This window comes from Pseudoalteromonas sp. MMG006 (genome assembly GCF_018101025.1).
Taxonomy (GTDB): Bacteria; Pseudomonadota; Gammaproteobacteria; order Enterobacterales; family Alteromonadaceae; genus Pseudoalteromonas.
The window spans coordinates 273214-295557 of sequence record NZ_JAGJEJ010000001.1 but is presented as its reverse complement, the minus strand read 5'-3'; the positions used below and the strand labels follow the sequence as shown (position 1 = coordinate 295557).

Here is a 22344-nt window from a genome sequence, read left to right as displayed (position 1 = left end):
TCAGGCATAAAAAAACCGTTTTAAAACGGTTTTTTTATGCCTGATATATAGTATTTATAGTTAAGAGTTGTTACTCACTACACCTGGCATATTTTCAAGCTGAGCTTGCACATAGCTACTAGTGGAGTTAAGATTCGCAACGAGTAAATCCATGGCATTGTATTGAGCGTATAATCTATCAGACAACGACTCCATTTTACTTGCAAGACTGAGGCGCTGATCATCTACATCTTCCAATTGATTAGTTTTACTGTCAATACGATTTTGGATAATACCATCGGTGTCTGTATAAAAGCTCATAAGCTCATCAAACGACTGGGCAAAGCCACCTTCATCTTCATCACTGCCAATAAAAAACTGTTGCACTAAATCTACATCTTCATCAATTTTGTCATTTAATGTTTCAGTATTAAGCGTCAACACTCCGTAACGTTCTGTTTCAACCCCCAGCTGAGAAAGTGACAATGAGTTACCATTACCTAAATCTACAGAGTCAGTTATCTGCTCTCGTAATTTAGACATAACGCCACGCAATAACGAATCACCAGCCATCACGCCGGCACCATCTTCACTTGAAGCGCCGAGAGTATTACTAAGCTCAAGTAATTCGTTATAGCTGGAAATAAAGTTATTTAAGCCTGACTGAATATTGTTGTTATTTTCTGTTATGGAGATATCACTTAAGTCATCATCAGTATCATGTGCTTTTTTTGCAGTTATAGTGATGCCATCTATCACATCAGTAAATGTATTTGAAGAACTGCTTACAGTAAGTGAGCCATCAATTGTAATTGATGCATCAGTAGCAGCGATAATTTCAGATGCATTTTGAACGCCTGCAGAATCAAAAGCTAACAGGGATAAACCGTTCGTATCTGTATTGTCACCGTCAATATCTGTTACTTCTACTTTTATCTCGCTTTCAAGGCCGCTATTTTTGGCTGAAAGTACTAAATGCTGGCCGGTATCATCAGTTATTATTGTTGCGTTGATACTATCGTTATCATTGCTGTCGTTAATCGCATCTCTGATTTCACTTAAGGTCGCAGTATCAGACACTTCAACATCAAAGCTATTGTCACCTGAGCTAAGAGTCATAATACCTTCACCCACAGCAGTGTTAGCATCAAAAGCTTCTGAAAGTATTTTATGCTCCGTAGCAAGGTTATTGACCTCTACAGAATAACCACCTGGCTGTGCGTCTTCATCAGCACTGATAGAAACAAAATCATCATTACCTGATGTACTGCGTTGTTGGTAATTATCTGCATCACCTAGAGCTTCCATCGCAGTTTGCACTTGTTCCAAAGCAGATTTTAGAGCGCCTACAGCTGATATATCTGTAGTTAAGTTACTTTCAGTAGTATTTAAACGAGCCTCAGCAGGTGCTTGCTCTGAATTAACGAGTGCATCCACTATATCGGATACCGCTAAACCAGAGCCTAAACCATTAAACGAAATAGACATACTTCACCTCTTTAAATACCTAAAAATAAACTAACTATATACGTGTAGCAATAACCACTAAACAGTCTGGTCTATCAAAATACCAGCAGATTCCGAAAGCTTTGATACTAAGCTTAAAACCTCTTCTGAAGGATACTGCTTAATTACATCACCACTGGTTTTGTCTAGTATTTTAATAACGTCTCGGCCTGAGTCTTCATCAACTTGAAATTGCAGACTGCGGTTCATGTCACCCATAAATTCCTGCAATTGTTGCGCCACCTTTTCAAGCTGCTCACGTTCAAGCTGTTGGTTTTGTGAACTATTTGTATCAGAGTTTTGTTGTGTGAACTGATTATTTAACAGTTTTTGTGCACCTAAACCGTCTGATTTATTTACGTCATCAACAGCACGCTGAGTTAAAGTTGATGCAGACTGGCTTAGCTGCTTACTTTCACCCGTCAAAGATGTTGATGCTATCGTAACTTCTGCGTTTGAAGTAATGGTGTTCATAACGCCTCCTAAACTTACCTAACGTATATAGTTATTTGATTAACAATAGCTTAATTTATGCCCTTAAACCACAAAAGGAGGTAGCTAAAGCCACCTCCTTGTTTTAAAACTAATACTGACTTTATGTACTAGCTAGCTACCATTAAGCTAAAAGTTTAACTTATTAACCTAATAGGCTAAGTGCTGTCTGTGGTAACTGATTCGCCTGTGATAGTATTGACGTACCTGCTTGTTGCAAGATTTGGTTTTTCGTCATCTCTGCAGTTTCAGTTGCAAAGTCAGTGTCTTGAATACGACTACGTGAAGCAGATACGTTTTCAGAAATGTTAGACAAATTACTAATAGTATGGTCAAAACGGTTTTGAACCGCACCTAAGCTCGCACGTTGTGAATCAATATTTGCAATAGCATTATCAATAATTGCTAACGCATCTTGCGAACCTTCTTGGCTTGTAATATTAAGATCTGCAACATCATTTAATTTACTGGTTACAGGGTCTGTTCCTGCCGCTAAAGAAGCATCACTTGCGTCTACACTAAATGTCTCTGAAGAGTTCAACTGAACAGCACCCGATATTCTTGTTGCACCAGCTGCGTCATTTATTGTTACCGCTGTACCAGCAGCGCCATCATAACCTTCAGGTGTAACGTCAAGTGCAACTGATGGTGTACCATTGCTGTCGGTTAAACCTTCAAATGTAATATCTTCGCCGTTGTTATTTGATACAGAAAGAGCACCATTTTCAATTGTTGCAGTAACACCGGTATCATCAGTAGCACTGTTAATAGCCTCGGCTAGTGCTTGCTCATCACCAGCTTTAGTGCCGGTACCAACAAATGATAGTTTTTCACCATTAAGCTCAAAGCTAACTGACTCATCTTTACCCGCAAGAGCTGAAAGAGACAAATCAGCTTCAGTTCGTGCTTGAGCCGTAACACCCGTAGAACTTGTAACACTATTAATAGCATCCGCAGCATCTTTAGCGCTCGCACCAGCAGCAATAGTTACCTGAGCGTCATTACGTCCAGAAATGTCATATGTACCACCAGCAACACCACTAGCTGCTAAAGCAGTTGTTGCAGCTGCAGCCTGACCAAAGCCATCAGCCGCTGCAGATTGTAAGTTTACTTGATTAGAACCAATTTTTTCTGCTGCTACACTCGACAATGAAACATTAATTGTTTCATTGGCGTTAGCACCAATTTGGAATGACTTAGAGCCAAAGCTGCCGTCTAAAAGCTGTTGACCACCAAATGAGGTTGTCTCAGCAATACGTGTTAATTCAACTTGAAGTGCAGAGACTTCTTTTTGAAGAGATTCACGGTCTTCAGTAGAATTTGAACCATTAGCTGACTGTAGTGCAAGCTCACGCATACGTTGTAAAATACTTGTTGACTCATTCATTGCACCCTCAGCAGTTTGCGCCATTGATATACCATCGTTAGCGTTACGCTGTGCTACTGCTAAACCATTTACTTGTGATGTTAAACGGTTTGAAATTTGTAGGCCTGCCGCATCATCTTTTGCGCTATTGATACGCATACCCGATGATAAACGCTCCATTGACGTTGCAAGGTCAGAACCTGATTGAGATAGGTTACGCTGAGCGTTTAATGAAGATACATTTGTATTTACTGAAATCATAATAAAACTCCTGATTACTTTCGTAATGTGACTGTTTAAATTTAACCAAGAGCTGTCACAATTGTATGCTCAAGCTCTGTACTGGTTAAGTTAACGGCAGGAAAAATATTATCTTTAACGTTATTTTGATTTATTTTTAATAATTATTCGAAAATAGAATTAAGTAACTAATTTTAAATGAAATAATTAATTTTATTTTTTATTAAAGCGCTTCATTTACTTAAAATGAACTACTTACCCCCTAATAACTAAAAAAGCACATCGTACATGATGTGCTTTTTATTATCACTTGTACTAATGGCGTTTCTAGCCACCTAACAAGCTAATTGCTGCCTGTGGCACCTGGTTCGCTTGCGAAAGGATTGATGTGCCCGCCTGCTGCAATATTTGGTTTTTAGTCATTTCAGCAGTTTCTGTTGCAAAATCGGTATCTTGAATACGGCTTCGTGATGCAGATACATTTTGTTCGATGTTTGCAAGGTTACTAATTGTATGGCTAAAGCGATTTTGAACAGCACCCAACCCTGCACGCTGAGAGTCTATACTAGCGATAGCGTTATCAATTACCGATAAAGCATCTTGCGATCCTTTTTGACTCGTTATATCAATTTCAGCCGCATTCTCTAGAGAACTTGTTACTTTTGTCGCCACTTCATCCACAAAAGTTGTAGCTGTTGTTGCAAATGTTTCTGATGAATTAAGCTGAATCGCACCTGCTATTCTTGCAGAAGCGGAAGTTGCACTGCCTGTCTCGAGAGTAACAAGATCACCAGGCGAGTTTTCATTATAACCCTGAGGAGTTATATCTAATTGTGAACCTGCGCCCCCTGCAAATTCGACAATTTCAATATCAGCACCAGAGTTGTTTGACACAGATAAAACACCATTATCAAGAGTTGCGGTAACACCATGAACGTCTGTTTTACTGTTAATAGCTTCAGCCATCGCTTTTTCATCGCCTGTAGCTGTACCAGTAGCAACAAACGATACTTTTTCACCATTTAATTCAAAGCTTACAGACTCACCCGAAGTAGTTGCCGCGCCTGAAATATCTAGTTGTGCTTCTGTTCTTGCTTGAGCCTCTACCCCTGTCGCACTCGTTACTTGATTGATTAGCTCAGCAGCCTCTTCAGCACTCGCACCATTTGGAATAGCAACCGTAGAGTCCTCTCTGCCGGAAATAACCAAATCGCCATATGCAATAGCACTATCAGCGAGAGCGGCTCCAGTACCAGCAACTTCATTTACTTGACCAAAACCGTCTATAGTTGTTGCTGACTGTAAGTTCGTTTGATTAGAACCTATTTTTTCGGCTGCAACACTTGAAAGAGATACGTTAATAGTTTCATTAGCATTCGCGCCTACTTGGAATGCTTTACTACCATAGCTGCCATCTAATAGTTGTTGACCACCAAATGATGTCGTATCAGCAATACGTGTAAGTTCAACTTGAAGTGCTGAAACCTCTTTTTGGAGTGCTTCGCGGTCTTCAGGAGAATTCGAACCATTTGCCGATTGCAGAGCAAGCTCACGCATACGCTGCAAAATATTGGTTGACTCTTGCATGGCGCCCTCTGCAGTTTGCGCCATTGAAATACCGTCATTGGCATTACGCTGAGCAACGGCTAGGCCATTAATTTGTGAGGTCAAACGGTTAGAAATTTGTAGGCCAGCGGCATCATCTTTAGCGCTATTAATACGCATACCCGATGACAAGCGTTCCATTGAGGTTGCTAAGCCTTCGCCAGATTTTGATAAGTTACGTTGTGCGTTTAGTGACGACACATTAGTATTTACTGTTAATGCCATTTTACCATCTCCTAGGTTTAAACAGAGTGTGGTTCAACACGTTTTAACAGGAACCACTGTTCGATAATTATTTAACCATAACAAAGCATTTACTGTGCCAACTTTAAAACAAACTCAAACTACTGTTTTTATTATGTTTTTATAAGTTAAAGTGTAAGTTTTATGTTTTTCCGTAAGAGTGACAAATTATTGCCGCTATTTTGAGGGAGGTTTTTGCCGCTTTGTATTAGCTAAAGCGGCAAGGTATTTCTGCTTATAACCTGCTTATAAGTAATCAAACAATGAAAGGTTAGTCAAACGACCAAATGTGGCTTGAGATGCTTGCAGTGCGGTCTCTTGCTTAGTAAGTTCGCTAATAGCTTCAGCCATGTCTACTTCTACTAAATCAGAAAGGTTACTTTTATTTTGAATATCTTGTGCAAGGTTAGAGTCGCTAACGCTTTCAACTGCGTTCATACGACCACCTAAACTTGCTTGCGTATATACTACTTGTTCACTGGCATTTTGTAATTGAACCAAGCCATCGGCTAACACTTCTTGAAAATCATCACCTTCAAGTGTGCCGTCATTTAAACCTGTAATAAGTGATTGTAATGTATTGAGAACATTTTCTTTACCTGGTTTTTCAAGGCTAAAATCAAGCTGGCCAGGTGCTGTACCTTCAAATTCAATCTTCATACCTGCAAAATCGATTGGCTCATCTGTAACCTCACCCGTTACTGTTGGTGTTAGTGGAGCACCATCTCTATATATTTCGTAAGTTTGGGGATCGTCAGCCGTAGCCCCAGGGCTTACAAGTACACTATACGTATTTGCAGTTGCAGAAGCCGTTGGATCTGCGTTGTAATTTGCTTGATGGAAGTTATCAAACTCAGTTTGCCCGTCAACGTAAACGCTAGCAGCTGTAATAGAACCAGAAACACTTGCCGTATTAGATTCCACATTTAAACGCGCATCAGTTTTCTCAAATGTATCAAAGCCATTATCGCTCGATTTAATGCTTACACCTTCAGCAATTGTAATTGCATGCTGACCTTGATCCCCATTATAAGTATATTCACCCGCTGTTGAATCAAACTGGTATGGTTGAGTGCTATCTTGATAGCCTGAAAAAATAAACTTGCCGTCTTCTGAGCGCGTGTTCATTAAGTTAACAAGCGTTTTTTGTATTTCACTGAGTTCTGCAGCAATGGACTCTAAATCATCTTGAGTATAAGCACCATTACCGGCTTGAATAGTGAGTTCTTGCGCTTGCTGAATATTGGTATTTATACTTTGCAATATGGTTTCCTCTGTTTCGAGGCGTCCACTTAGCTGAGCAATATTCTTTGTATATTGCTCGTTTGTTTGTATTTTATTTGAATAGAGCATCCCTTGTGAAATAGCGGCAGGAGCTTCTGAAGTAGTTAAATACTTCTCACCAGTATTTACTTGCTCTTGTGCATTGGCAACGCTTTGTTGGCTGTCGAGTATTTTATTTATGTTGTTTTGGTACATTAAGTTATTTGATAAACGCATGATTACCTCGCCGCACTTAATAAGGTGTCAAAAATTTCTTGAGCTGCAGCCAATACTTGCGCTGATGCTGAGTATGATTGCTGAAAACGCAGTAAATTAGCAGCCTCTTCATCTAGGTTTACACCGGAAAGCGATTCATACCACGCTTCTGATTGCTGAGCTAACGCGTCAAATGCGCTTGCACTGGTAATAGCTTGGCCGGTTACTACGCCAATATCGCTCACCAAGCCTGAGTAAGCTTGATTAAATGTGTCGTGATTGTCGGCAGTGGCCGTAGTTACTACATTTTTACGCACTAATTCACCATTTTGTAAATCAGCTAGTTTCAAACCATTACGGTTATCATCAAAACCGCCTTCATTAAATTCAAGAGTAAACGTATCTCCAGTGGCTGGGGTACCTTCAATGTCAAAGTCAAAGCCGTAGCTATCAAAAGGTGCTCCAGCTTGTGCCAGCATGCCTTCCGCAGGAGGTGTTATGGTAAATGTTGAAGTACCACTTGCATCTGTAATTTGGTATTCGTTTGCAGTACCAGTTTTAACTAAGGTTATATCACCGTTTGTTAATCCCGGCGCCGAAGTAAAACCACCTGAGGTAACACTTGTTACCTCTCCTGCTGAAATAGTTGCTGTACTTGTATTGTCTATACTGTTTGCTGTACGAATTGGTGAAGCAAGCGCTAGGTCTTCACCTCTGCTTGTAGCAAGTGTAATGAGGGTCGCGGCTTCTGAATTTAATTTAATTTGAAATTGATCGCCTTCAACGCCACTTCCTGAAACGTTAATTTGCAGCCCAAATGATTCACCGCTAGTAATGTCGTCTGAGTCTATGATACCTGATGCCGGTATAGTCGCTAAAGACGCGCTACCTACAGGCTCACCTTTATTATCTATAGGTTGAATACTTACTTCATCAGCATTAGCGGTGTAGGTAATAATAAAATCACTTGCCGGTAATTCACTCCCTTTACCGGACTCTACTGTGGCTGTCATATTAGTAACACCACCGCTATTAGCTTTATATGCATAAGCGCCAACGGTAGGTATATTAAATATATCACCGCCTAGATCACCGTTTGCATCCATACCGAGTTTATTTTGTTCGTTAAACGCATCAGCAATTGCCAACCCCATTTGGCCTATTTGGTTTTGTGCCGGTACAAGTATGTCGTCTCTAAACGCCAATAAGCCACCAATTTTTCCCTTAAGTTTGCTTGCATCTATTTCAAGCGGCACAGCTTTGCCGCCATTTACATCAAGTGTGAGTTCTTTAAAATTAGGATCCGGGTCGCCCGACAGTGAAAACAAGTTAAAAGTACCGTTTTCCATAACTAAAGATTCGCCTGTACCCATAAATACAAGTTTTTCGCCATTAGGGCCATCGAGTGTTTCTATATCAACGAGCTCTGATAGTTCACGAATGGCTAAATCTCGCTGATTGTAAATAGAACTTGCATCGGATACGTTATTTGTTCCGTTTACTACCGCTATTTCTTGGTTCAAGGTATTAATATTTTGGATTAATGAATTAGCCTCTTCAGAAAAGATCTCAAGCTGTTCGTTCACTATGCTTTGCTGCTCAAGCACAATGCCAGAAAGTCTATCCATTTGATCAACTAGGCTTTGCGCATCGGTCATTACCAATGAGCGAGCAACCGACGAAGAGGGCTGGTTTAGCGCCTCTTGCACGTTGTTAAATAGCGAGTTGATGCCCGTTGATAAGTTATTCGACTCTTCAGAAAAAATAGTATCGACTCGATTTGCTTCTGTAACAAACTGATCGAAAAATGATTTATTGGAGGTGTCGCGGTTTAACTGCGATTGGGCAAACTCGTTTAAAAGCCTATATGTTTCGCCCCGCCCTACTTGGTTATCAACCATAGTTGTAAATTCAGTACGCTCACGTACGTAGCCTTCAGTATTTACATTGGTGATATTTTTACTGGTCGTTTGCAATAGTTCAGAGCTTGAACGCACCCCTGCACTGGCAATATTTAATAAACTAAACGACATATTACTTCACTCCTTGGGCAAACGCGCTTGTTGCAATATTTTTAAGCTCGCTGCTATTTAGCACTTTTTTTATTTTACTTGCGTAGTTAGGATCGGTTGCGTAGCCTGCTTTTTGCAGTGAATCTAAAAATTCATTTGGCTTTGCGGTATTTTTTAGTGCTTCTTCGTAACGTGGGTTTTGCGTTAAAAAATCAACAAAGTCGTTTACGCTATCTTTAATAGAATCGTAGGCTCTAAAGCTCGCTTGTTTTTTAACAGCGGTACCTTGCTCAAACTCAAGTGTTACTTTACTTGCTTTGTCGCCTTCCCAGCTTTTATCTGACTTAATATTAAATAAGTTATTTGAACTGCCACCATCACTTTTACTGATTATGTGCTTACCCCAACCCGTTTCAAGAGCGGCCTGAGCTACCATTACAGCCGGGTTTAAACCAATTTTTTGCGCCGCAGTTTTAGCGTGTTCCCACACAGAACTTACAAATTGCTCTGCTGTTTCAAAATTAGTGCTACTTGATTTAGGCTCATTAATGTTGGTTTGAGTGCTATCAATAGTGGTTGTTTGTTGCTCGTTTTTTTCATGTACAAGTGTTGACCCCGCACGCTTATCACTAAAGAAATCATTTGTAGTTCTAAGTACGGAACCAGGCATATAGTTATCTGCTTCAGGCGAAAGTTGCTGAACTATTAAATCTGCCAACCCAAGCGAGCCATTTGATGACAGCTCCGAGGAAAGTTGTTGATCGTGCATCTCTTCAAAAAACTTTACACCGCTTGAATTAAAAGGGCTGTCTTTATCTTCAAACGCTTCATTTGCTTTACGCATACCTTTTAGTAGCATTTGCGTAAAAATAGCTTCAAATTGTGCAGCCGCTTTTTTAAGCGCAGCTTTAGAAGCATCAGTTGATGCATCACCGCTGTTTAAAGCGTCTTGACGTAATGTATTTAAATTACTTAAATCAAAAAAGTTTTGCTTATCGAGGTGATTTGTTTCCATCAGCTTTTTGACACAAAAATGAATAATGCTTTAAGAAATGCAAAAATTGAGCCAAAAAAGATAGGTAATAAAAAAGCTTAAGACACTTTTGTATACTTAAGCTTTATTTGGAAGGATTAATAATTTATAACTGATCAAATAACAACAAGCTGACCGTTAATGGCTCCCGCTTCTTTGAGGGCTTCCAAAATAGCCATTAAATCACCAGGCGCTGCACCTACTTCGTTTATTGCACGTACTAAATCGTCAAGACTAACGCCAGGGTTAAAGACAAATGCACGAGAATCATCTTGATTAACATCAATAATACTTTGCTGTGTGACGACTGTATCACCTTGTGCCAATGGGTTGGGCTGCGAAACATTTTGCTGCTCAGCGATTGTAACCGTAAGGCCACCATGCGTAATTGCCGCGGGCTGAAGCTTTACGTTTTTACCAATAACAATGGTACCTGTTCGCGAATTAACAATGATTTTTGCAGCAGTATCAGCAGGTTTAAACTCAAGGTTTTCAAGCGTAGATAAGTAAGATACACGCTGCGAAGCATCCCGTGGCGCTAAAACCCTGATAGAAGCAGCATCAATTGCTTGTGCGCTATTAGGGCCAACTAAATCGTTAATTGTTTTTTCTAAACGTTTAGCGGTTGTAAAGTCTGGGCGATTTAAATTAAAAGTAATGTAATCACCTTGCATAAATGGGCTTTCTACTGCTCGCTCAACTGTTGCCCCATTTGGCACTCTGCCAACGGTGGGTGTATTAATAACAACTCTACTGCCATCAAGCCCTTGAGCACCTAAACCGCCTACAATTAGACTACCTTGTGCAATTGCGTATACATTGCCATCTACCCCTTTTAAAAAGGTTTGCAGCAACGTACCACCACGTAAACTGCCAGCACTACCAATAGACGATACAGTGATGTCTATTGTTTGGCCTGGCTTTCTAAAAGCAGGTAACTCGGCATGAACAGCGACTGCGGCTACATTTTTAATTTTAGGGCTTTGCGTAGAAGGAAGCGTAATACCAAAGCTATTTAGCATGCCTCTAAAACTTTGTTGCGTATAAGAGTTTTGCTCTCCAGTACCAGGTAGGCCGACCACTAAGCCATAACCAACTAATTGGTTAGACCTTACGCCTTCAACCATAGACACGTCTTTAATGCGTTCGGCACTGGCTGTAAATTGCACACTTAGTAACACAACTAAACATAAAGCTTTTAGGCTTTTCATGTTGCTACCCTCTAAAATGGAAACAGCGAACTGCTAAAGAAACGTGTAAGCCAACCTGGACTTTGCGATTCTTGTGTTTGACCTTTACCCGAATACTGAATACGAGCATTTGCTATACGGTTTGATTCTACTGTGTTATCGGCACTTACATCCTGCGGGCGAACTAAGCCTTCGAGCCTAATAAATTCTTCACCGGTATTTAACGTTAGCCATTTTTCACCGCGAATAACTAAATTACCATTTGGTAAAACACGCATAACATTTACCGAAATATCGCCGACTAAACTGTTAGATTGGTTTGATTTAGAATCACCTGTAAACGATGAATCGCTGCCAATACCAAACTGAATACTGTCACCACCAATATTTACAGGCAAACCACCTAAGCCAATAACAGGGTCGAGGCTTGACTCTGTTTCTTTATCTGTTTCTGTTTTAGCAGCTTTAGTTGCTTGGGTAGACTCTTCAAGCTTAACGGTAATTATATCGCCAGTGCGCAGTGCTTTTTTGTCTGAATATAAATCATTAGAAGTATGAGTATTAAACAAAGACCCAGTTGCTACCAGGGGCTCTACAACGGGCTCAGGGTACATAGGTGCATAGTACGGATCGTCTTGTACTACTTCACTATTTTGCGTAGACATACAACCACTTAAAAATAAAGCACCTGCTGAAATAAATAAAATTTTACGCATAAAAGTCCCCTTACTCTTTAAAGCTGTTGATTAATGTAACTCATCATTTCGTCAACGGCCGAGATAACCTTTGAGTTCATCTCGTAAATACGCTGTGTTTCGATTAGGTTTACCAGCTCTTCGGTTACATTCACGTTTGATGTTTCGAGTGAACCTTGAATAATACTTCCAAGCCCTTCAACTCCCGGGTTACCTTGCACCGGTGCACCGCTAACAGCAGTCTCGGTGTAAAGGTTTTGCCCAATTGGTTCAAGGCCTGATGGATTAATAAAGTCACTAATAGTTAACTGCCCAATAACCACGTTATCGGCTTGACCTGCAACACGTACCGACACTTCACCATCTTGTGAAACGGTTATTGATTGCGCATCATCCGGTACATTCATTTCGGGCTGAACTACATAGCCTGCTCCAGAGGTTACAATTCGACCATCGCCATCAGTTGTAAACTGCCCATTACGTGAATAAGCAATATTGCCATCTGGCTGAAGTACTTCGAAAAAGCCCTCACCTGAAATCATCCAATCTAAAGAGTTCTCGGTGGTTAACATGTTACCTTGAGTAAACTCTTTTTGGTTGGCAACCACCTTAGCACCCGCACCTAACATTAAACCTGATGGCATTTCGGTATCTTGCGACGAACGACCACCTGGCTGGTTAATATTTTGATAGAGTAAATCCTCAAATATAGCGCGGCTTTTTTTGTAACCTACAGTGCTAGCATTCGCTAAGTTATTTGAAATAACCGATATATCGGTTTGTTGAGCGTCTAGCCCTGTTTTACTGATCCACAATGCTGGATTCATAATTATGCCCTCACTTTAAAGTTAAACTATGCGCATCAGCTGGTCTTGACGTTCGTCAATTTCCTCAGCTGTTTTCATTAGTTTTACCTGTAATTCAAATTGACGCTGGTGGCTTATCATGTCGACCATTTCGTGAACTGGGTTCACATTAGACATCTCAAGCGAGCCACTTAATACTTTTACATTTGCTGATGTATCTACAGCCTCTCCAGGCACCGGCCTAAATAAACCATCGTTACCTTTTTCAAGTTGTGAGCTGTTAGCTTCTACAACCCTCAATGTGTCTACTTCTTCTAAAAAGTTAGCAGGAGCACCCTGTGGACGAACCTGAATGGCACCATCTTCACTAAAACCAATTTTTTCAACCGGCACAGGCAAAATAACAGGCCCGCCTTCGCCAATAACTTGACGGCCACCACTGGTCACCAACATACCCTGAGCTGTGATATTAAGCGTACCAACTTTCGTGTAAGCCTCATTGCCTGATTCATCTTGTACCGCAAGCCAAGCGTTATCGCTCATTGCAATATCTAAATCACGTCCAGTTTGTATTATGCCACCCGATACCATGTTTGAGCCTGGGCGCTCTTGCATTGAAAATACACGTGTCGGTAAACCTTCGCCAAACGCTTGCATGGAACGTGCTTGAGCAAAGTCAGCTTTAAAACCGGTTGTGTTTGCATTTGCCAAATTATTGGCTTTAAGCGCAAGCCCTTGAAGGCTTTGCTTAGCGCCAGAGGCAGCAATGTAGACCATTTTGTCCATAGTATCGACTCACATAAAAATCTCTGAATTGATAAATGCAAAATAGATGCCAGATTAAAATTGACACAGTGTTATGGAAGGATTTTATATAGGACATAGTAAAAAGGCTGCAAAATGCAGCCTTTTTTAGAATTAAATTTAACTTATCGAATCTGCAAGATGCTTTGCTGGATTGTTGAGTTAACTTCAAGTGCACGCGAGTTTGCCTGGTAATTTCGTTGGGCTGTAATTAAATCTACAAGCTCGTTTGTCAAATTTGTATTTGATTGCTCAAGTGCTGAGGAGTTGATACTACCAAAAGTACCTGATCCCGCCTCACCTGCAACAGGCTCACCCGAGTTAATACTTTGTTTCCAGCTGGTATCACCTACTTGCGATAAGCCTTGTGAATTAGGAAAGCGAACCATAGCTACTTGTCCAAGGTAAGTTGAATCACCATTACTGTATGAAGCAACCAGTTTACCATCAGTACCAATATCTACCCCAGCTAAACGCCCTACGGTCGAACCGTCTTGATCAAGTGCTTTAACTTCGAAACCACTTGAATACTGAGTAGGAATACGACCTGAAGTATTATTTTCATCTCGCCAGTTAATTTCTATGCCAGTATCAGGAAATGTAGCACCATTATCAAGCATTGAAGATAATCCACCGGCAGCATTTTCTAAAGTAACTTCATCAAATGTTGTTAAGTTCGTGTTTGCAATACCATCCGTTGTTGCTGGCAAACCGCTTGAATTAAACCCTAACGTTGTTATTGGTGAGTAAGGCGTTGTAGTTTGCTCAGCTCCCGTTGTAGGATCAATTACTTTACCATCAAGAGTAGCATATACTTCCCAACTGTTGTCTGAGCCACCAGAAGCAGCATCTTCTTCTTTAGCAAAAAAATACTGTAGGATGTGCGGTTCACCTAACGAGTCATATACCGTGGTTGAGGTAGATGAATTGTAAGTACCATTTGAAGTTGGGTCAAAATCTAGACCTGTTGCATCTGCGGTTGCATCTAAATTAAACGATAGAAATACATTTTCAGTTGCACGAGGTGAACCCGACGAGTCTGGTATTTGAACTGGATCTGTGGTGCTCAAACTAACTGATGTTGTATCACCGGTAGATGAATCGACAGGGAACGCTTGTAAAAAGTTACCGCTAGCGTCAACCATAAAATTATCTTGATTAAGTTTAAAGGCCCCGGCACGCGTGTAGGTTAAATCTTGTGATGAAATATCATCAGTCATTGCAAAATAACCTTCACCAGTAATCGCTAAATCTAGCGAGTTATTGGTAAACTGTAGCGACCCTTGATGAAACTGCTGTGCAACCATGGTGGTTTGTACACCGTCACCATTTTTAGTTTTACCAGCGCTAAATACCGATGATGCATATACATCAGCAAACTCAGCACGTGACTCTTTAAAGCCTGTAGTATTAACGTTTGCAATGTTGTTTGCCGTTACGTCTAAATCTTTTTGCGCGGCAGCAAGGCCGGTTAATGCAATATTGAAGCTCATAATTCACCTCTAACCTTTAAATATGTGGCCTGCTGGCAGGCAAAAAATACTAAAATTTACTATGCGATTTCTGCTACGTCTGTCAGTCTAACCGCGCCTTCTTTAGTGTTAATAATAATGCCGCTTGAACCATTTATATTAACGCTTTCAATGTTCTTAAATGTCGCTATTGGTAGGCTTGAAAACTCACCGTCAGTACTTCCTTCAGCTGATACCGTGTATTCACCTTCAGGTAATCGTTCACCGTTTTCGTTTGTACCATCCCAAGTGAAGCGAACCGCTCCAGCAGGCTGAGAGCCCATATCAATTGTTTTAACTAATTGACCTGAAGCATCAGTAACTTTAATTTTTAAATTATCTACAGCTTCTTCCGCAACTGCTGACCCTTTAGCATCACCTGTTTCATTTAAATCTAAAGAATTAGATTCTAACAGCGCTTGCTTACCTACAAGTGTTGAGGCTTGCAAAGCAGAGTTTGAGGTCATTGATGAAGCTAAAGATTCAAAGTTTGTGTTTAAATCTGTGATACCTTGCGCCATCGTAAAATTAGTCATTTGTGCAATCATTTGATCATTATCCGCAGGGTTACTGGGATCTTGATACGATAATTGCTGAGTTAACAAAGAGAAAAAGTCTTCTTGCGTTAACGCGTCACTTTCCTCATCAGCTGTTGCTACTTGGGTGTCTTGCCAAGTAATAGAGTCCAAATAGGATGAACTGGTACTAATATCGTTACTCATAACCTACCCTCGGTTATCGCTGCCCAAGTAACAGCGTTTTGCTTAACATTTGCTTAGCTGCATCTGCAACTTGCACGTTTGTTTGATAAGAGCGAGAGGCTGAGATCATATTTGCCATCTCCTCAACAACATTAACGTTGGGTTTATAGATATAGCCGTTTTCATCCGCGCTCGGGTGATTTGGGTTATATTCAATCTGTAATGGCTTGTCACTTTCAACAATTCCCAAAACTTTAACACCAACAGCGGAGCCCTGAGGATTACTCGCTGATGCTGACGCTTTAGTCAGTTCTGCTGCAAATACAGGCTGGCGCGCTCGGTAAGTTTGGTCTTGAGATGAACTAATCGTATTAGCATTAGAGATATTACTTGCGGTTGTATTTAAGCGAACATTTTGTGCGCTCATACCACTAGCTGAAATATCAAATACATTATATAAACTCATAATTTTTATCCTTGACTACCGAGGGCTTTGTTCAGACCTTTAAATCTGCCGCTTAAAAATTGCAAGCTGGCCTGATACTCCATCGCATTCTGTGTATACAAGTTTCGTTCCACCTGTATATCCACTGAGTTACCATCACCTGTATCTGTTTGATTTGGCATACGAAATAATTCAGAACCACCTACACTTCGAGTCCCACCGGCAATATGATTTGCATCTGTAGTAACCATTGAATTGCCGCTTTGCTGGGTTGACCTTGCCGCTTTTAATGCTGAGGCAAAGTCGATATCTTTTGCTTTATAGCCAGGCGTATCAGCATTCGCTATATTAGTAGCTATTAACTCTGCTCGCTGTGAACGGATCAACATGGCTTGCGGGTGCACACCTAATGCTTTATCAAAACTGATCGCCATAACCTTCTCCAAAAAATTGACTTATCTATGCTTAAAGCAAAAAGTAAGCCATTAATATTAGAGGTTAGTCAATTTTTATAAGAGCATGTTTAGAAGGAAAAAACGACGCATTTAGCGCCGTTATTAAGGAGAAGGGTTACATAATTATTTCTTTTGGTAGATGATGCCAGGGTTGCAACGTACCATATCAAACTCATCACTTAAGCCAGTCATCGACTCCGATGCACCTAAAAATAGATACCCTTTGGGATTTAAAGCTTGAGCAAATTGACTAATAATTTTTGCTTTAACTTCGGGTGAAAAGTAAATGAGTACATTTCGACAAAAAATTATATCAAATTTCCCCATAAGCGCATAAGAGTCAAGTAAGTTTAAATGCCTAAAGTTAACCTGCTTTTTCACAGCATCGTTAACCTGTGCCATACCATTGCCGCTATCTTTAAAGAATTTTTTGCGCCGATCAGCAGACAAACCTCTTGCAAGCGCAAGAGAATCATACTCTGCATTTTTACACATATCGAGCATGGTATTGGATATATCAGTCCCGGTAATTTGTGCCCCCATACGAAGCACGCTTGGATGCTTTGCCTGAAACTCTGCAACAGACATAGCAATAGAGTATGGCTCTTGTCCTGACGAGCTTGCAGCCGACCAAATTTTTAATGGCCTTTTAAGTTCTTTAAATTCAGGAAACAACCTATTTTGTAAAAGCTCAAAGGGATATTGATCTCTAAACCATAGCGTTTCATTTGTGGTCATCGCATCAACAACTGCGGCTCTTAATTGCCGCTCATGCGGCCCAAGTGTTTTACTGACTAGTTGCGATAAAGATTCCACATTAAATCGAGCCATTAATGGGGCAAGTCGGCTTTTAACTAAATATTGCTTATTTTCACCTAAAACAATACCGCATTGCTGCTCTAAAAACGAACGGAACTGATCGTATTCACTTTGCTGCAAATCTTTATTATTCAAATTAATAACACCTATAATTATTCGTCACTGTGAACCCATTTTTTAACCGCTGTTGCTAACTCATCAGGGTTAAACTTAGCAATAAAATCATCTGCGCCTACTTTTTCAATCATCGCTTGGTTAAAAACACCACTTAAAGATGTATGTAAAATAACATGCAACGGTGCTAGTTTTGGATCTGCTTTTATTTCAGCAGTTAATGTATAGCCGTCCATTTCAGGCATTTCAACATCTGATATCAATAAACCTACGCGCTCTGTAATATCATTTGTACAATCAAGCTCAGCTATTTCTTTTAGTCGTATTAATGCTTCTTTACCATTTTTAGCAAGCTCGGTCTGCACACCCAATGGCTCAAGTGCTCTTTTTACTTGGTTACGCGCTACAGCCGAATCATCGGCAATAAATACGATACGCTCACCTAAATCTTTTTGAATATCGCCACCGGCAGCAACCTCAGCACTTACTTCTGTATTCACTGGGCAAATTTCGTTAAGAATTTTTTCTACGTCGAGAATTTCTACTAATTCATTTTCGATTTCGGTCACAGCGGTTAAATATGAATATCTGCCAGCACCTGATGGAGGCGGCATTATTTTTTCCCAGTTCATATTTACTATTCGCTCTACACCACCTACTAAAAACCCTTGAACAGAGCGATTATATTCAGCAATGATAATAAAACTGTCTTTAATGTTTTCTATTGGACGCCCACCTACAGCCATCGATAAATCTATAACTGAGATAGTTTGGCCACGTATATGCGCAACACCACGAATGTACGCATTTGATTTAGGCATACTAGTAAGAGGCGGGCATTGTAGTACCTCTCTTACTTTAAACACGTTAATACCAAAACGCTGACGCCCTCTGAGCTTAAATAAAAGTAATTCTAGGCGGTTCTGCCCAACCAACTGTGTGCGTTGGTTTACTGAGTCTAAAATGCCTGCCATTCAAATCTCCTAAAGAAAACAAAAAATCCGGAACGATAATTGCTTTCTGATAATAAAGCTACATAACATCGCGGGAGCGTCTAAGTTTTGACGCAAAATATTTATACCCTGTTTTAAACCATAAGCATAGTCGAAACATTATGAGTTTGTTAAAAAAAGTCAGAAGATACAGTGTTTTTTATTTTGTTGCCAGCCTCTGCTTGGCAATACCTCTGCATGCAAAAGTGTTTAGCAAAGATTTACTGCAAGAGATGGCCGTTAATTATATAGCAAAGCAGGTCGATAGAACTGATACCAGCAAAACTCAGCTAAGCGCCCTTCCTCTTGATAGCCGCATACCTGATCGTGTATGCAAATCCCATCTTCAGTTAACGTCTACTAGCGAGCCGCCATTTAATAGACAGGTAACTATCCAAGCTAAATGTGAAGATGAACAACCTTGGGCGCAATATGTTCATGTAAGAGTTGTTGAAATGGCTCCAGTTGTAGTTGCAAACGCAAATCTAGCGCGTGGCGAAGTAATTACTAAGTCACATTTGAGTATACAAATGAAACCATCTCACTTTGTAAGAGTTCAATACTTAGATGACCCAACTATTTTGGTTGGTAGTAGAAGTAAGCGCAACATTAGAAGCGGTATGCCAGTGCTACTTAATCAAATTTGCATGGTATGTAAGGGAGATTCTGTTAATATTTACGCAAACCTTAGGGGGCTTCGAATAAAAACATCGGGGATAGCCCTTGAAGATGGAACCTTAGGTGAGCAAGTCCAGATTAAGAACAAAAAATCAGGTAAAATTTTAAATGCGCGAGTAGATGGTGTAGAGTCTGTTCAAGTAAACATTTAATTTAGATTTATACTAAAGTATCCTACGAATATGCCGATAGCTAGGCATTAGTTGGGTAATATACGGGTTTATTATTATGGTCAGTCAAGTTAATGGTAGTAATCAACAAGCAAATGCACTTTCAAACGCAAAGCAGCAACAGGTTGATTTAAAAAAAGATAATGCAAACACTCAAGCTGCACAATCGCAATCACCAAAGGCTGCGAGTGATTCAGTAAGCTTAACGCCACAAGCGCAACAATTAAAAACATTGCAAGACAAAGCGCAACAATCGCCAGGTTTTGACAGTGATAAAGTGGCTGAGCTTAAAAAAGCAATTACTGAAGGAAAATACCAAATCGATGCTGAAAAGCTGACAAAAAATCTAGCTGACTTTGAGTTTAATGTCTATGGCTGATCATAATGGTTTAATTTTCGTAAAGCTAAATGAGCAAATAAATTGCTTAGAATCATTAGACACGCTACTAAATGAAGAGCTTATAGTTATTTCCTCTCGACGAGGCGATGGCTTAAAAGAACTTGCCCAACAAAAAATGCCTTTTCTAGCTAAGCTTACGAAACTCGACAAAGAGTTAAATAAACTTTTTATAGCTAATGATAAAAACTCAGCAGAAGTGAATGAGCTTGTCTCTTCAGTTAAATCACAACTAGCCCAATGTCAGAAGCTCAATAAAGTTAATGCACACGCAGCACGTCAAGCTCACTTGAGTGTTAAACAGCTTAAAGAAATTTTAATTGGCGCCCCAACTAGTATGACTTACGACCAAGGCGGCAGTGTAGTTAACACAGACAGTAAACTAGTACGTAACTTAAAAGCCTAAGCTAATTTGGCAGCTAAACGCGCTATTGCCTTCAACGTTATTTTCTCTAAATTCACTATACAATTCTTATAAGTTTCAATTTTTCTTAAGTTTATAAACACACACTTTTAGCTAAAGTAATTAAGCAACACAGTGTGCCTAAAACCGTTTAAAAACCCGTTTAATATTGAGCGTTATCTTAGCCGTCGCAAGGCTTTTAAGCGCGCAAAGCACGTGCTAAACGTGACAACCTGAGGAGTTGAACTTTTACATTAGAGGAGCTCGTCTTCACATCAGCGCAGATCAGGCTTAAGGTAAGATAGTCTTTTTAGGCTAAAAAAAGCCAAAGGATTAATCCTTTGGCTTTTTTACACACATAATTTTATCTGGATTGTAAGGCTACGAAAACTGATTAAACAGGCTTTCCGTACTTAAACCTTCCTGTTGCAAAATATCTTTTAAGCGACGCAAGGCTTCAACCTGAATTTGCCTTACGCGTTCACGTGTCAATCCAATTTCACGACCTACATCTTCAAGTGTTGATGGCTCGTAACCAAGTAGGCCAAATCTGCGTGCAAGTACCTCACGTTGCTTAGGGTTTAATTCACCTAACCAATCTACGATATGCTTATTAATGTCGTTAGTTTGTACTTCACCTTCAGGGCCTGCGCTTTTTTCATCTGCAATAATATCTAGTAAAGCACTGTCATTTTCACCGCCGATAGGCATGTCGACGGAGGCTATTTTTTCATTTAAACGTAGCATTTTAGTTACGTCTTCAACAGGTCTATCAAGACTTGCTGCTATCTCTTCCGCAGTTGGTTCATGATCAAGCTTTTGCGTTAACTCACGAGCTGTACGTAAGTATACATTGAGTTCTTTAACTACATGGATAGGTAAGCGAATAGTACGGGTTTGATTCATTATGGCACGTTCAATAGTTTGACGTATCCACCATGTTGCGTAAGTAGAAAACCTAAAACCGCGCTCTGGGTCAAACTTTTCTACAGCACGGATTAAACCTAAATTACCTTCTTCAATTAAATCGAGTAATGCTAAACCACGGTTATTATAGCGGCGAGCAATTTTAACAACTAAACGTAAATTGCTTTCAATCATACGTTTGCGTGAGGCCTCACAACCTCGAAGTGATTTACGTGCAAAGAAAACCTCTTCTTCTGCACTAAGTAAAGGAGAGAAGCCAATCTCACCTAAATAAAGCTGAGTTGCATCAAGATTTTTAGTCACCTCTTCTTTTGCAAATATCTCATCTTCTTCTACTTTTTCAAGTAGCGTGTTACTGTCTTCTACGGCGGTGTCATCGAACTTTTCATCAGTCGTGGTTTTTTTTGCTGCGCTAGCCATAAGCCTTCTCCCGAGCAATTATCAATACCTAAAAATTAGGGGAGGTATTTAGCAGGATTGACAGCTTGCCCACGGTAGCGAATTTCAAAACGAAGCGCAGTAACCGAAGATTCTGAATTACCAATTTCTGCTATTTTTTGTCCTGCCTTAACTTTCTGCTTTTCTTTAACAAGTAATTTCGAGTTATGTGCGTAAGCACTAAGGTAATCATCATTATGTTTCAATATGATTAAATTACCGTAACCTCGAAGAGCATTACCCGCGTACACCACCGTTCCTTGTGCCGCGGCTAAGACTGAAGCCCCTTTATGATTAGTAATCTGTAAACCTTTATAACCGTTTTCCTTATTAGAAAAGCGTTTGGTAACTTTGCCCTTTGCAGGCCAAAACCACTTAACTTTACTGCTCGACAAACGTTTAGTGTTACTAATTGTGTTACTGGCTTGTTTCTGAACATACTCTCGTTGTTTAGGTGGATCAAGCTCTTTTTTTAATTTTATGTTATTTTTTTGTGTATTTTTTATAGACTTTTTACTCAAACTCGTATATTTTTCATGCTTTTTTATTTTTTCGGTTGAAGCAACCAATGATATTCTCTGGCCTGGGAAGATAATATAAGGTGATGGTATTGAATTGTTTTTTGCGAGATTTCGAACATCTTGACCTGCGCTAAATGCGATAGAATAAAGTGTGTCTCCTTTTTGAACCTTATAATAATCACCATTGATGTTAATTGTATGACCTAAATCATTAACATTATTATTTAAGCTACTTACAGGCGCTGGAGCATTTCTTGAAGAACACCCTGTGAGAAAAACACTAATGAATATAAACACATACAGTAAAAACTGACTATTCATCG

22 protein-coding genes are annotated in these 22344 nt (G+C 39.9%); 3 read left to right on the top strand and 19 right to left on the bottom strand.

Going from position 1 to position 22344, the window contains the following annotated elements; all coding sequences use genetic code 11:
• Window positions 1-60: 60 nt before the first annotated feature.
• The 17 genes from fliD to J8L73_RS01260 all read right to left on the bottom strand — a co-directional run bounded on the left by fliD (window position 61) and on the right by J8L73_RS01260 (window position 18469).
• Entirely contained in the window at window positions 61-1467 is a 1407-nt protein-coding gene (gene fliD, locus J8L73_RS01340) for a flagellar filament capping protein FliD (RefSeq protein ID WP_211014352.1), read from the bottom strand.
• A gap of 57 nt (window positions 1468-1524) precedes the next feature.
• Complete coding sequence (locus tag J8L73_RS01335) at window positions 1525-1959, bottom strand: flagellar protein FlaG (RefSeq protein WP_210999172.1); 435 nt, start codon at window positions 1957-1959, stop codon at window positions 1525-1527.
• A gap of 163 nt (window positions 1960-2122) precedes the next feature.
• The gene (locus J8L73_RS19435) at window positions 2123-3604 is read right to left on the bottom strand and encodes a flagellin (RefSeq protein WP_282098365.1); all 1482 of its coding nucleotides are present in this window, start codon (window positions 3602-3604) and stop codon (window positions 2123-2125) included.
• A 306-nt stretch (window positions 3605-3910) separates the two neighbouring features.
• A complete protein-coding gene (locus J8L73_RS01325; protein WP_210999171.1) occupies window positions 3911-5413 on the bottom strand; it encodes a flagellin in 1503 nt (500 codons plus the stop codon).
• Window positions 5414-5677: 264 nt separating this feature from the next.
• Window positions 5678-6931, bottom strand: a complete 1254-nt coding sequence (gene flgL, locus J8L73_RS01320; protein ID WP_210999170.1) for a flagellar hook-associated protein FlgL — start codon at window positions 6929-6931, stop codon at window positions 5678-5680.
• A 2-nt stretch (window positions 6932-6933) separates the two neighbouring features.
• The gene (gene flgK, locus J8L73_RS01315; protein WP_210999169.1) at window positions 6934-8943 is read right to left on the bottom strand and encodes a flagellar hook-associated protein FlgK; all 2010 of its coding nucleotides are present in this window, start codon (window positions 8941-8943) and stop codon (window positions 6934-6936) included.
• Between the two features lies 1 nt (window position 8944).
• Entirely contained in the window at window positions 8945-9937 is a 993-nt protein-coding gene (gene flgJ, locus J8L73_RS01310; RefSeq protein ID WP_211014350.1) for a flagellar assembly peptidoglycan hydrolase FlgJ, read from the bottom strand.
• Between the two features lie 134 nt (window positions 9938-10071).
• Complete coding sequence (locus J8L73_RS01305; RefSeq protein WP_210999167.1) at window positions 10072-11166, bottom strand: flagellar basal body P-ring protein FlgI; 1095 nt, start codon at window positions 11164-11166, stop codon at window positions 10072-10074.
• 11 nt (window positions 11167-11177) lie between these two features.
• Window positions 11178-11861 carry a flagellar basal body L-ring protein FlgH gene (gene flgH / locus J8L73_RS01300; RefSeq protein ID WP_210999166.1) on the bottom strand — a complete coding sequence of 228 codons (684 nt, stop codon included), beginning with the start codon at window positions 11859-11861 and terminating at the stop codon, window positions 11178-11180.
• 17 nt (window positions 11862-11878) lie between these two features.
• A complete protein-coding gene (gene flgG, locus J8L73_RS01295) occupies window positions 11879-12667 on the bottom strand; it encodes a flagellar basal-body rod protein FlgG (protein WP_210999165.1) in 789 nt (262 codons plus the stop codon).
• A gap of 21 nt (window positions 12668-12688) precedes the next feature.
• Window positions 12689-13432 (bottom strand): flagellar basal-body rod protein FlgF, encoded by a 744-nt coding sequence (gene flgF / locus J8L73_RS01290; RefSeq protein ID WP_210999164.1) that lies wholly within the window; start codon window positions 13430-13432, stop codon window positions 12689-12691.
• Window positions 13433-13575: 143 nt separating this feature from the next.
• Window positions 13576-14943 carry a flagellar hook protein FlgE gene (gene flgE / locus J8L73_RS01285; protein ID WP_210999163.1) on the bottom strand — a complete coding sequence of 456 codons (1368 nt, stop codon included), beginning with the start codon at window positions 14941-14943 and terminating at the stop codon, window positions 13576-13578.
• A gap of 59 nt (window positions 14944-15002) precedes the next feature.
• Complete coding sequence (locus tag J8L73_RS01280; RefSeq protein ID WP_210999162.1) at window positions 15003-15683, bottom strand: flagellar hook assembly protein FlgD; 681 nt, start codon at window positions 15681-15683, stop codon at window positions 15003-15005.
• 13 nt (window positions 15684-15696) lie between these two features.
• Entirely contained in the window at window positions 15697-16128 is a 432-nt protein-coding gene (gene flgC, locus J8L73_RS01275; protein ID WP_058548577.1) for a flagellar basal body rod protein FlgC, read from the bottom strand.
• A gap of 5 nt (window positions 16129-16133) precedes the next feature.
• Window positions 16134-16541 carry a flagellar basal body rod protein FlgB gene (gene flgB, locus J8L73_RS01270; RefSeq protein WP_210999161.1) on the bottom strand — a complete coding sequence of 136 codons (408 nt, stop codon included), beginning with the start codon at window positions 16539-16541 and terminating at the stop codon, window positions 16134-16136.
• A 144-nt stretch (window positions 16542-16685) separates the two neighbouring features.
• Entirely contained in the window at window positions 16686-17516 is an 831-nt protein-coding gene (locus J8L73_RS01265) for a protein-glutamate O-methyltransferase CheR (protein WP_211014348.1), read from the bottom strand.
• 17 nt (window positions 17517-17533) lie between these two features.
• Window positions 17534-18469: a chemotaxis protein CheV gene (locus J8L73_RS01260; protein ID WP_210999159.1), complete on the bottom strand. Its 936-nt coding sequence runs from the start codon at window positions 18467-18469 to the stop codon at window positions 17534-17536.
• Between the two features lie 140 nt (window positions 18470-18609).
• On the opposite strand from J8L73_RS01260, the gene flgA reads away from it, so the two are divergent.
• The 3 genes from flgA (at window position 18610) to J8L73_RS01245 (ending at window position 20138) form a co-directional block, all read left to right on the top strand.
• The gene (flgA, locus tag J8L73_RS01255; RefSeq protein ID WP_211014346.1) at window positions 18610-19317 is read left to right on the top strand and encodes a flagellar basal body P-ring formation chaperone FlgA; all 708 of its coding nucleotides are present in this window, start codon (window positions 18610-18612) and stop codon (window positions 19315-19317) included.
• Between the two features lie 76 nt (window positions 19318-19393).
• Complete coding sequence (gene flgM, locus J8L73_RS01250; RefSeq protein WP_210999157.1) at window positions 19394-19714, top strand: flagellar biosynthesis anti-sigma factor FlgM; 321 nt, start codon at window positions 19394-19396, stop codon at window positions 19712-19714.
• Complete coding sequence (locus J8L73_RS01245; protein WP_210999156.1) at window positions 19707-20138, top strand: flagellar protein FlgN; 432 nt, start codon at window positions 19707-19709, stop codon at window positions 20136-20138. The genes flgM and J8L73_RS01245 overlap by 8 nt, the downstream gene beginning before the upstream one ends.
• Window positions 20139-20516: 378 nt before the next feature.
• On the opposite strand, the gene rpoS is transcribed toward J8L73_RS01245, so the two are convergent.
• Both rpoS and J8L73_RS01235 read right to left on the bottom strand, forming a co-directional pair.
• Window positions 20517-21482 carry an RNA polymerase sigma factor RpoS gene (gene rpoS, locus J8L73_RS01240; RefSeq protein ID WP_211014344.1) on the bottom strand — a complete coding sequence of 322 codons (966 nt, stop codon included), beginning with the start codon at window positions 21480-21482 and terminating at the stop codon, window positions 20517-20519.
• A 35-nt stretch (window positions 21483-21517) separates the two neighbouring features.
• Window positions 21518-22342, bottom strand: a complete 825-nt coding sequence (locus tag J8L73_RS01235; RefSeq protein ID WP_211014342.1) for a peptidoglycan DD-metalloendopeptidase family protein — start codon at window positions 22340-22342, stop codon at window positions 21518-21520.
• Window positions 22343-22344: the final 2 nt, after the last annotated feature.

Coding starts and splice junctions, on each gene's coding strand:
- J8L73_RS19435 (WP_282098365.1), bottom strand. CDS start 3,604: ATGATTTCAGTAAATACAAATGTATCTTCATTAAACGCTCAGCGTAAC.
- flgK (WP_210999169.1), bottom strand. CDS start 8,943: ATGTCGTTTAGTTTATTAAATATTGCCAGTGCAGGGGTGCGTTCAAGC.
- flgL (WP_210999170.1), bottom strand. CDS start 6,931: ATGCGTTTATCAAATAACTTAATGTACCAAAACAACATAAATAAAATA.
- flgG (WP_210999165.1), bottom strand. CDS start 12,667: ATGAATCCAGCATTGTGGATCAGTAAAACAGGGCTAGACGCTCAACAA.
- J8L73_RS01305 (WP_210999167.1), bottom strand. CDS start 11,166: ATGAAAAGCCTAAAAGCTTTATGTTTAGTTGTGTTACTAAGTGTGCAA.
- rpoS (WP_211014344.1), bottom strand. CDS start 21,482: ATGGCTAGCGCAGCAAAAAAAACCACGACTGATGAAAAGTTCGATGAC.
- flgE (WP_210999163.1), bottom strand. CDS start 14,943: ATGAGCTTCAATATTGCATTAACCGGCCTTGCTGCCGCGCAAAAAGAT.
- J8L73_RS01235 (WP_211014342.1), bottom strand. CDS start 22,342: ATGAATAGTCAGTTTTTACTGTATGTGTTTATATTCATTAGTGTTTTT.
- J8L73_RS01260 (WP_210999159.1), bottom strand. CDS start 18,469: ATGGCAGGCATTTTAGACTCAGTAAACCAACGCACACAGTTGGTTGGG.
- flgF (WP_210999164.1), bottom strand. CDS start 13,432: ATGGACAAAATGGTCTACATTGCTGCCTCTGGCGCTAAGCAAAGCCTT.
- flgB (WP_210999161.1), bottom strand. CDS start 16,541: ATGGCGATCAGTTTTGATAAAGCATTAGGTGTGCACCCGCAAGCCATG.
- flgM (WP_210999157.1), top strand. CDS start 19,394: ATGGTCAGTCAAGTTAATGGTAGTAATCAACAAGCAAATGCACTTTCA.
- flgJ (WP_211014350.1), bottom strand. CDS start 9,937: ATGGAAACAAATCACCTCGATAAGCAAAACTTTTTTGATTTAAGTAAT.
- flgH (WP_210999166.1), bottom strand. CDS start 11,861: ATGCGTAAAATTTTATTTATTTCAGCAGGTGCTTTATTTTTAAGTGGT.
- J8L73_RS01325 (WP_210999171.1), bottom strand. CDS start 5,413: ATGGCATTAACAGTAAATACTAATGTGTCGTCACTAAACGCACAACGT.
- J8L73_RS01280 (WP_210999162.1), bottom strand. CDS start 15,683: ATGAGTAACGATATTAGTACCAGTTCATCCTATTTGGACTCTATTACT.
- fliD (WP_211014352.1), bottom strand. CDS start 1,467: ATGTCTATTTCGTTTAATGGTTTAGGCTCTGGTTTAGCGGTATCCGAT.
- flgC (WP_058548577.1), bottom strand. CDS start 16,128: ATGAGTTTATATAATGTATTTGATATTTCAGCTAGTGGTATGAGCGCA.
- J8L73_RS01335 (WP_210999172.1), bottom strand. CDS start 1,959: ATGAACACCATTACTTCAAACGCAGAAGTTACGATAGCATCAACATCT.
- flgA (WP_211014346.1), top strand. CDS start 18,610: ATGAGTTTGTTAAAAAAAGTCAGAAGATACAGTGTTTTTTATTTTGTT.
- J8L73_RS01245 (WP_210999156.1), top strand. CDS start 19,707: ATGGCTGATCATAATGGTTTAATTTTCGTAAAGCTAAATGAGCAAATA.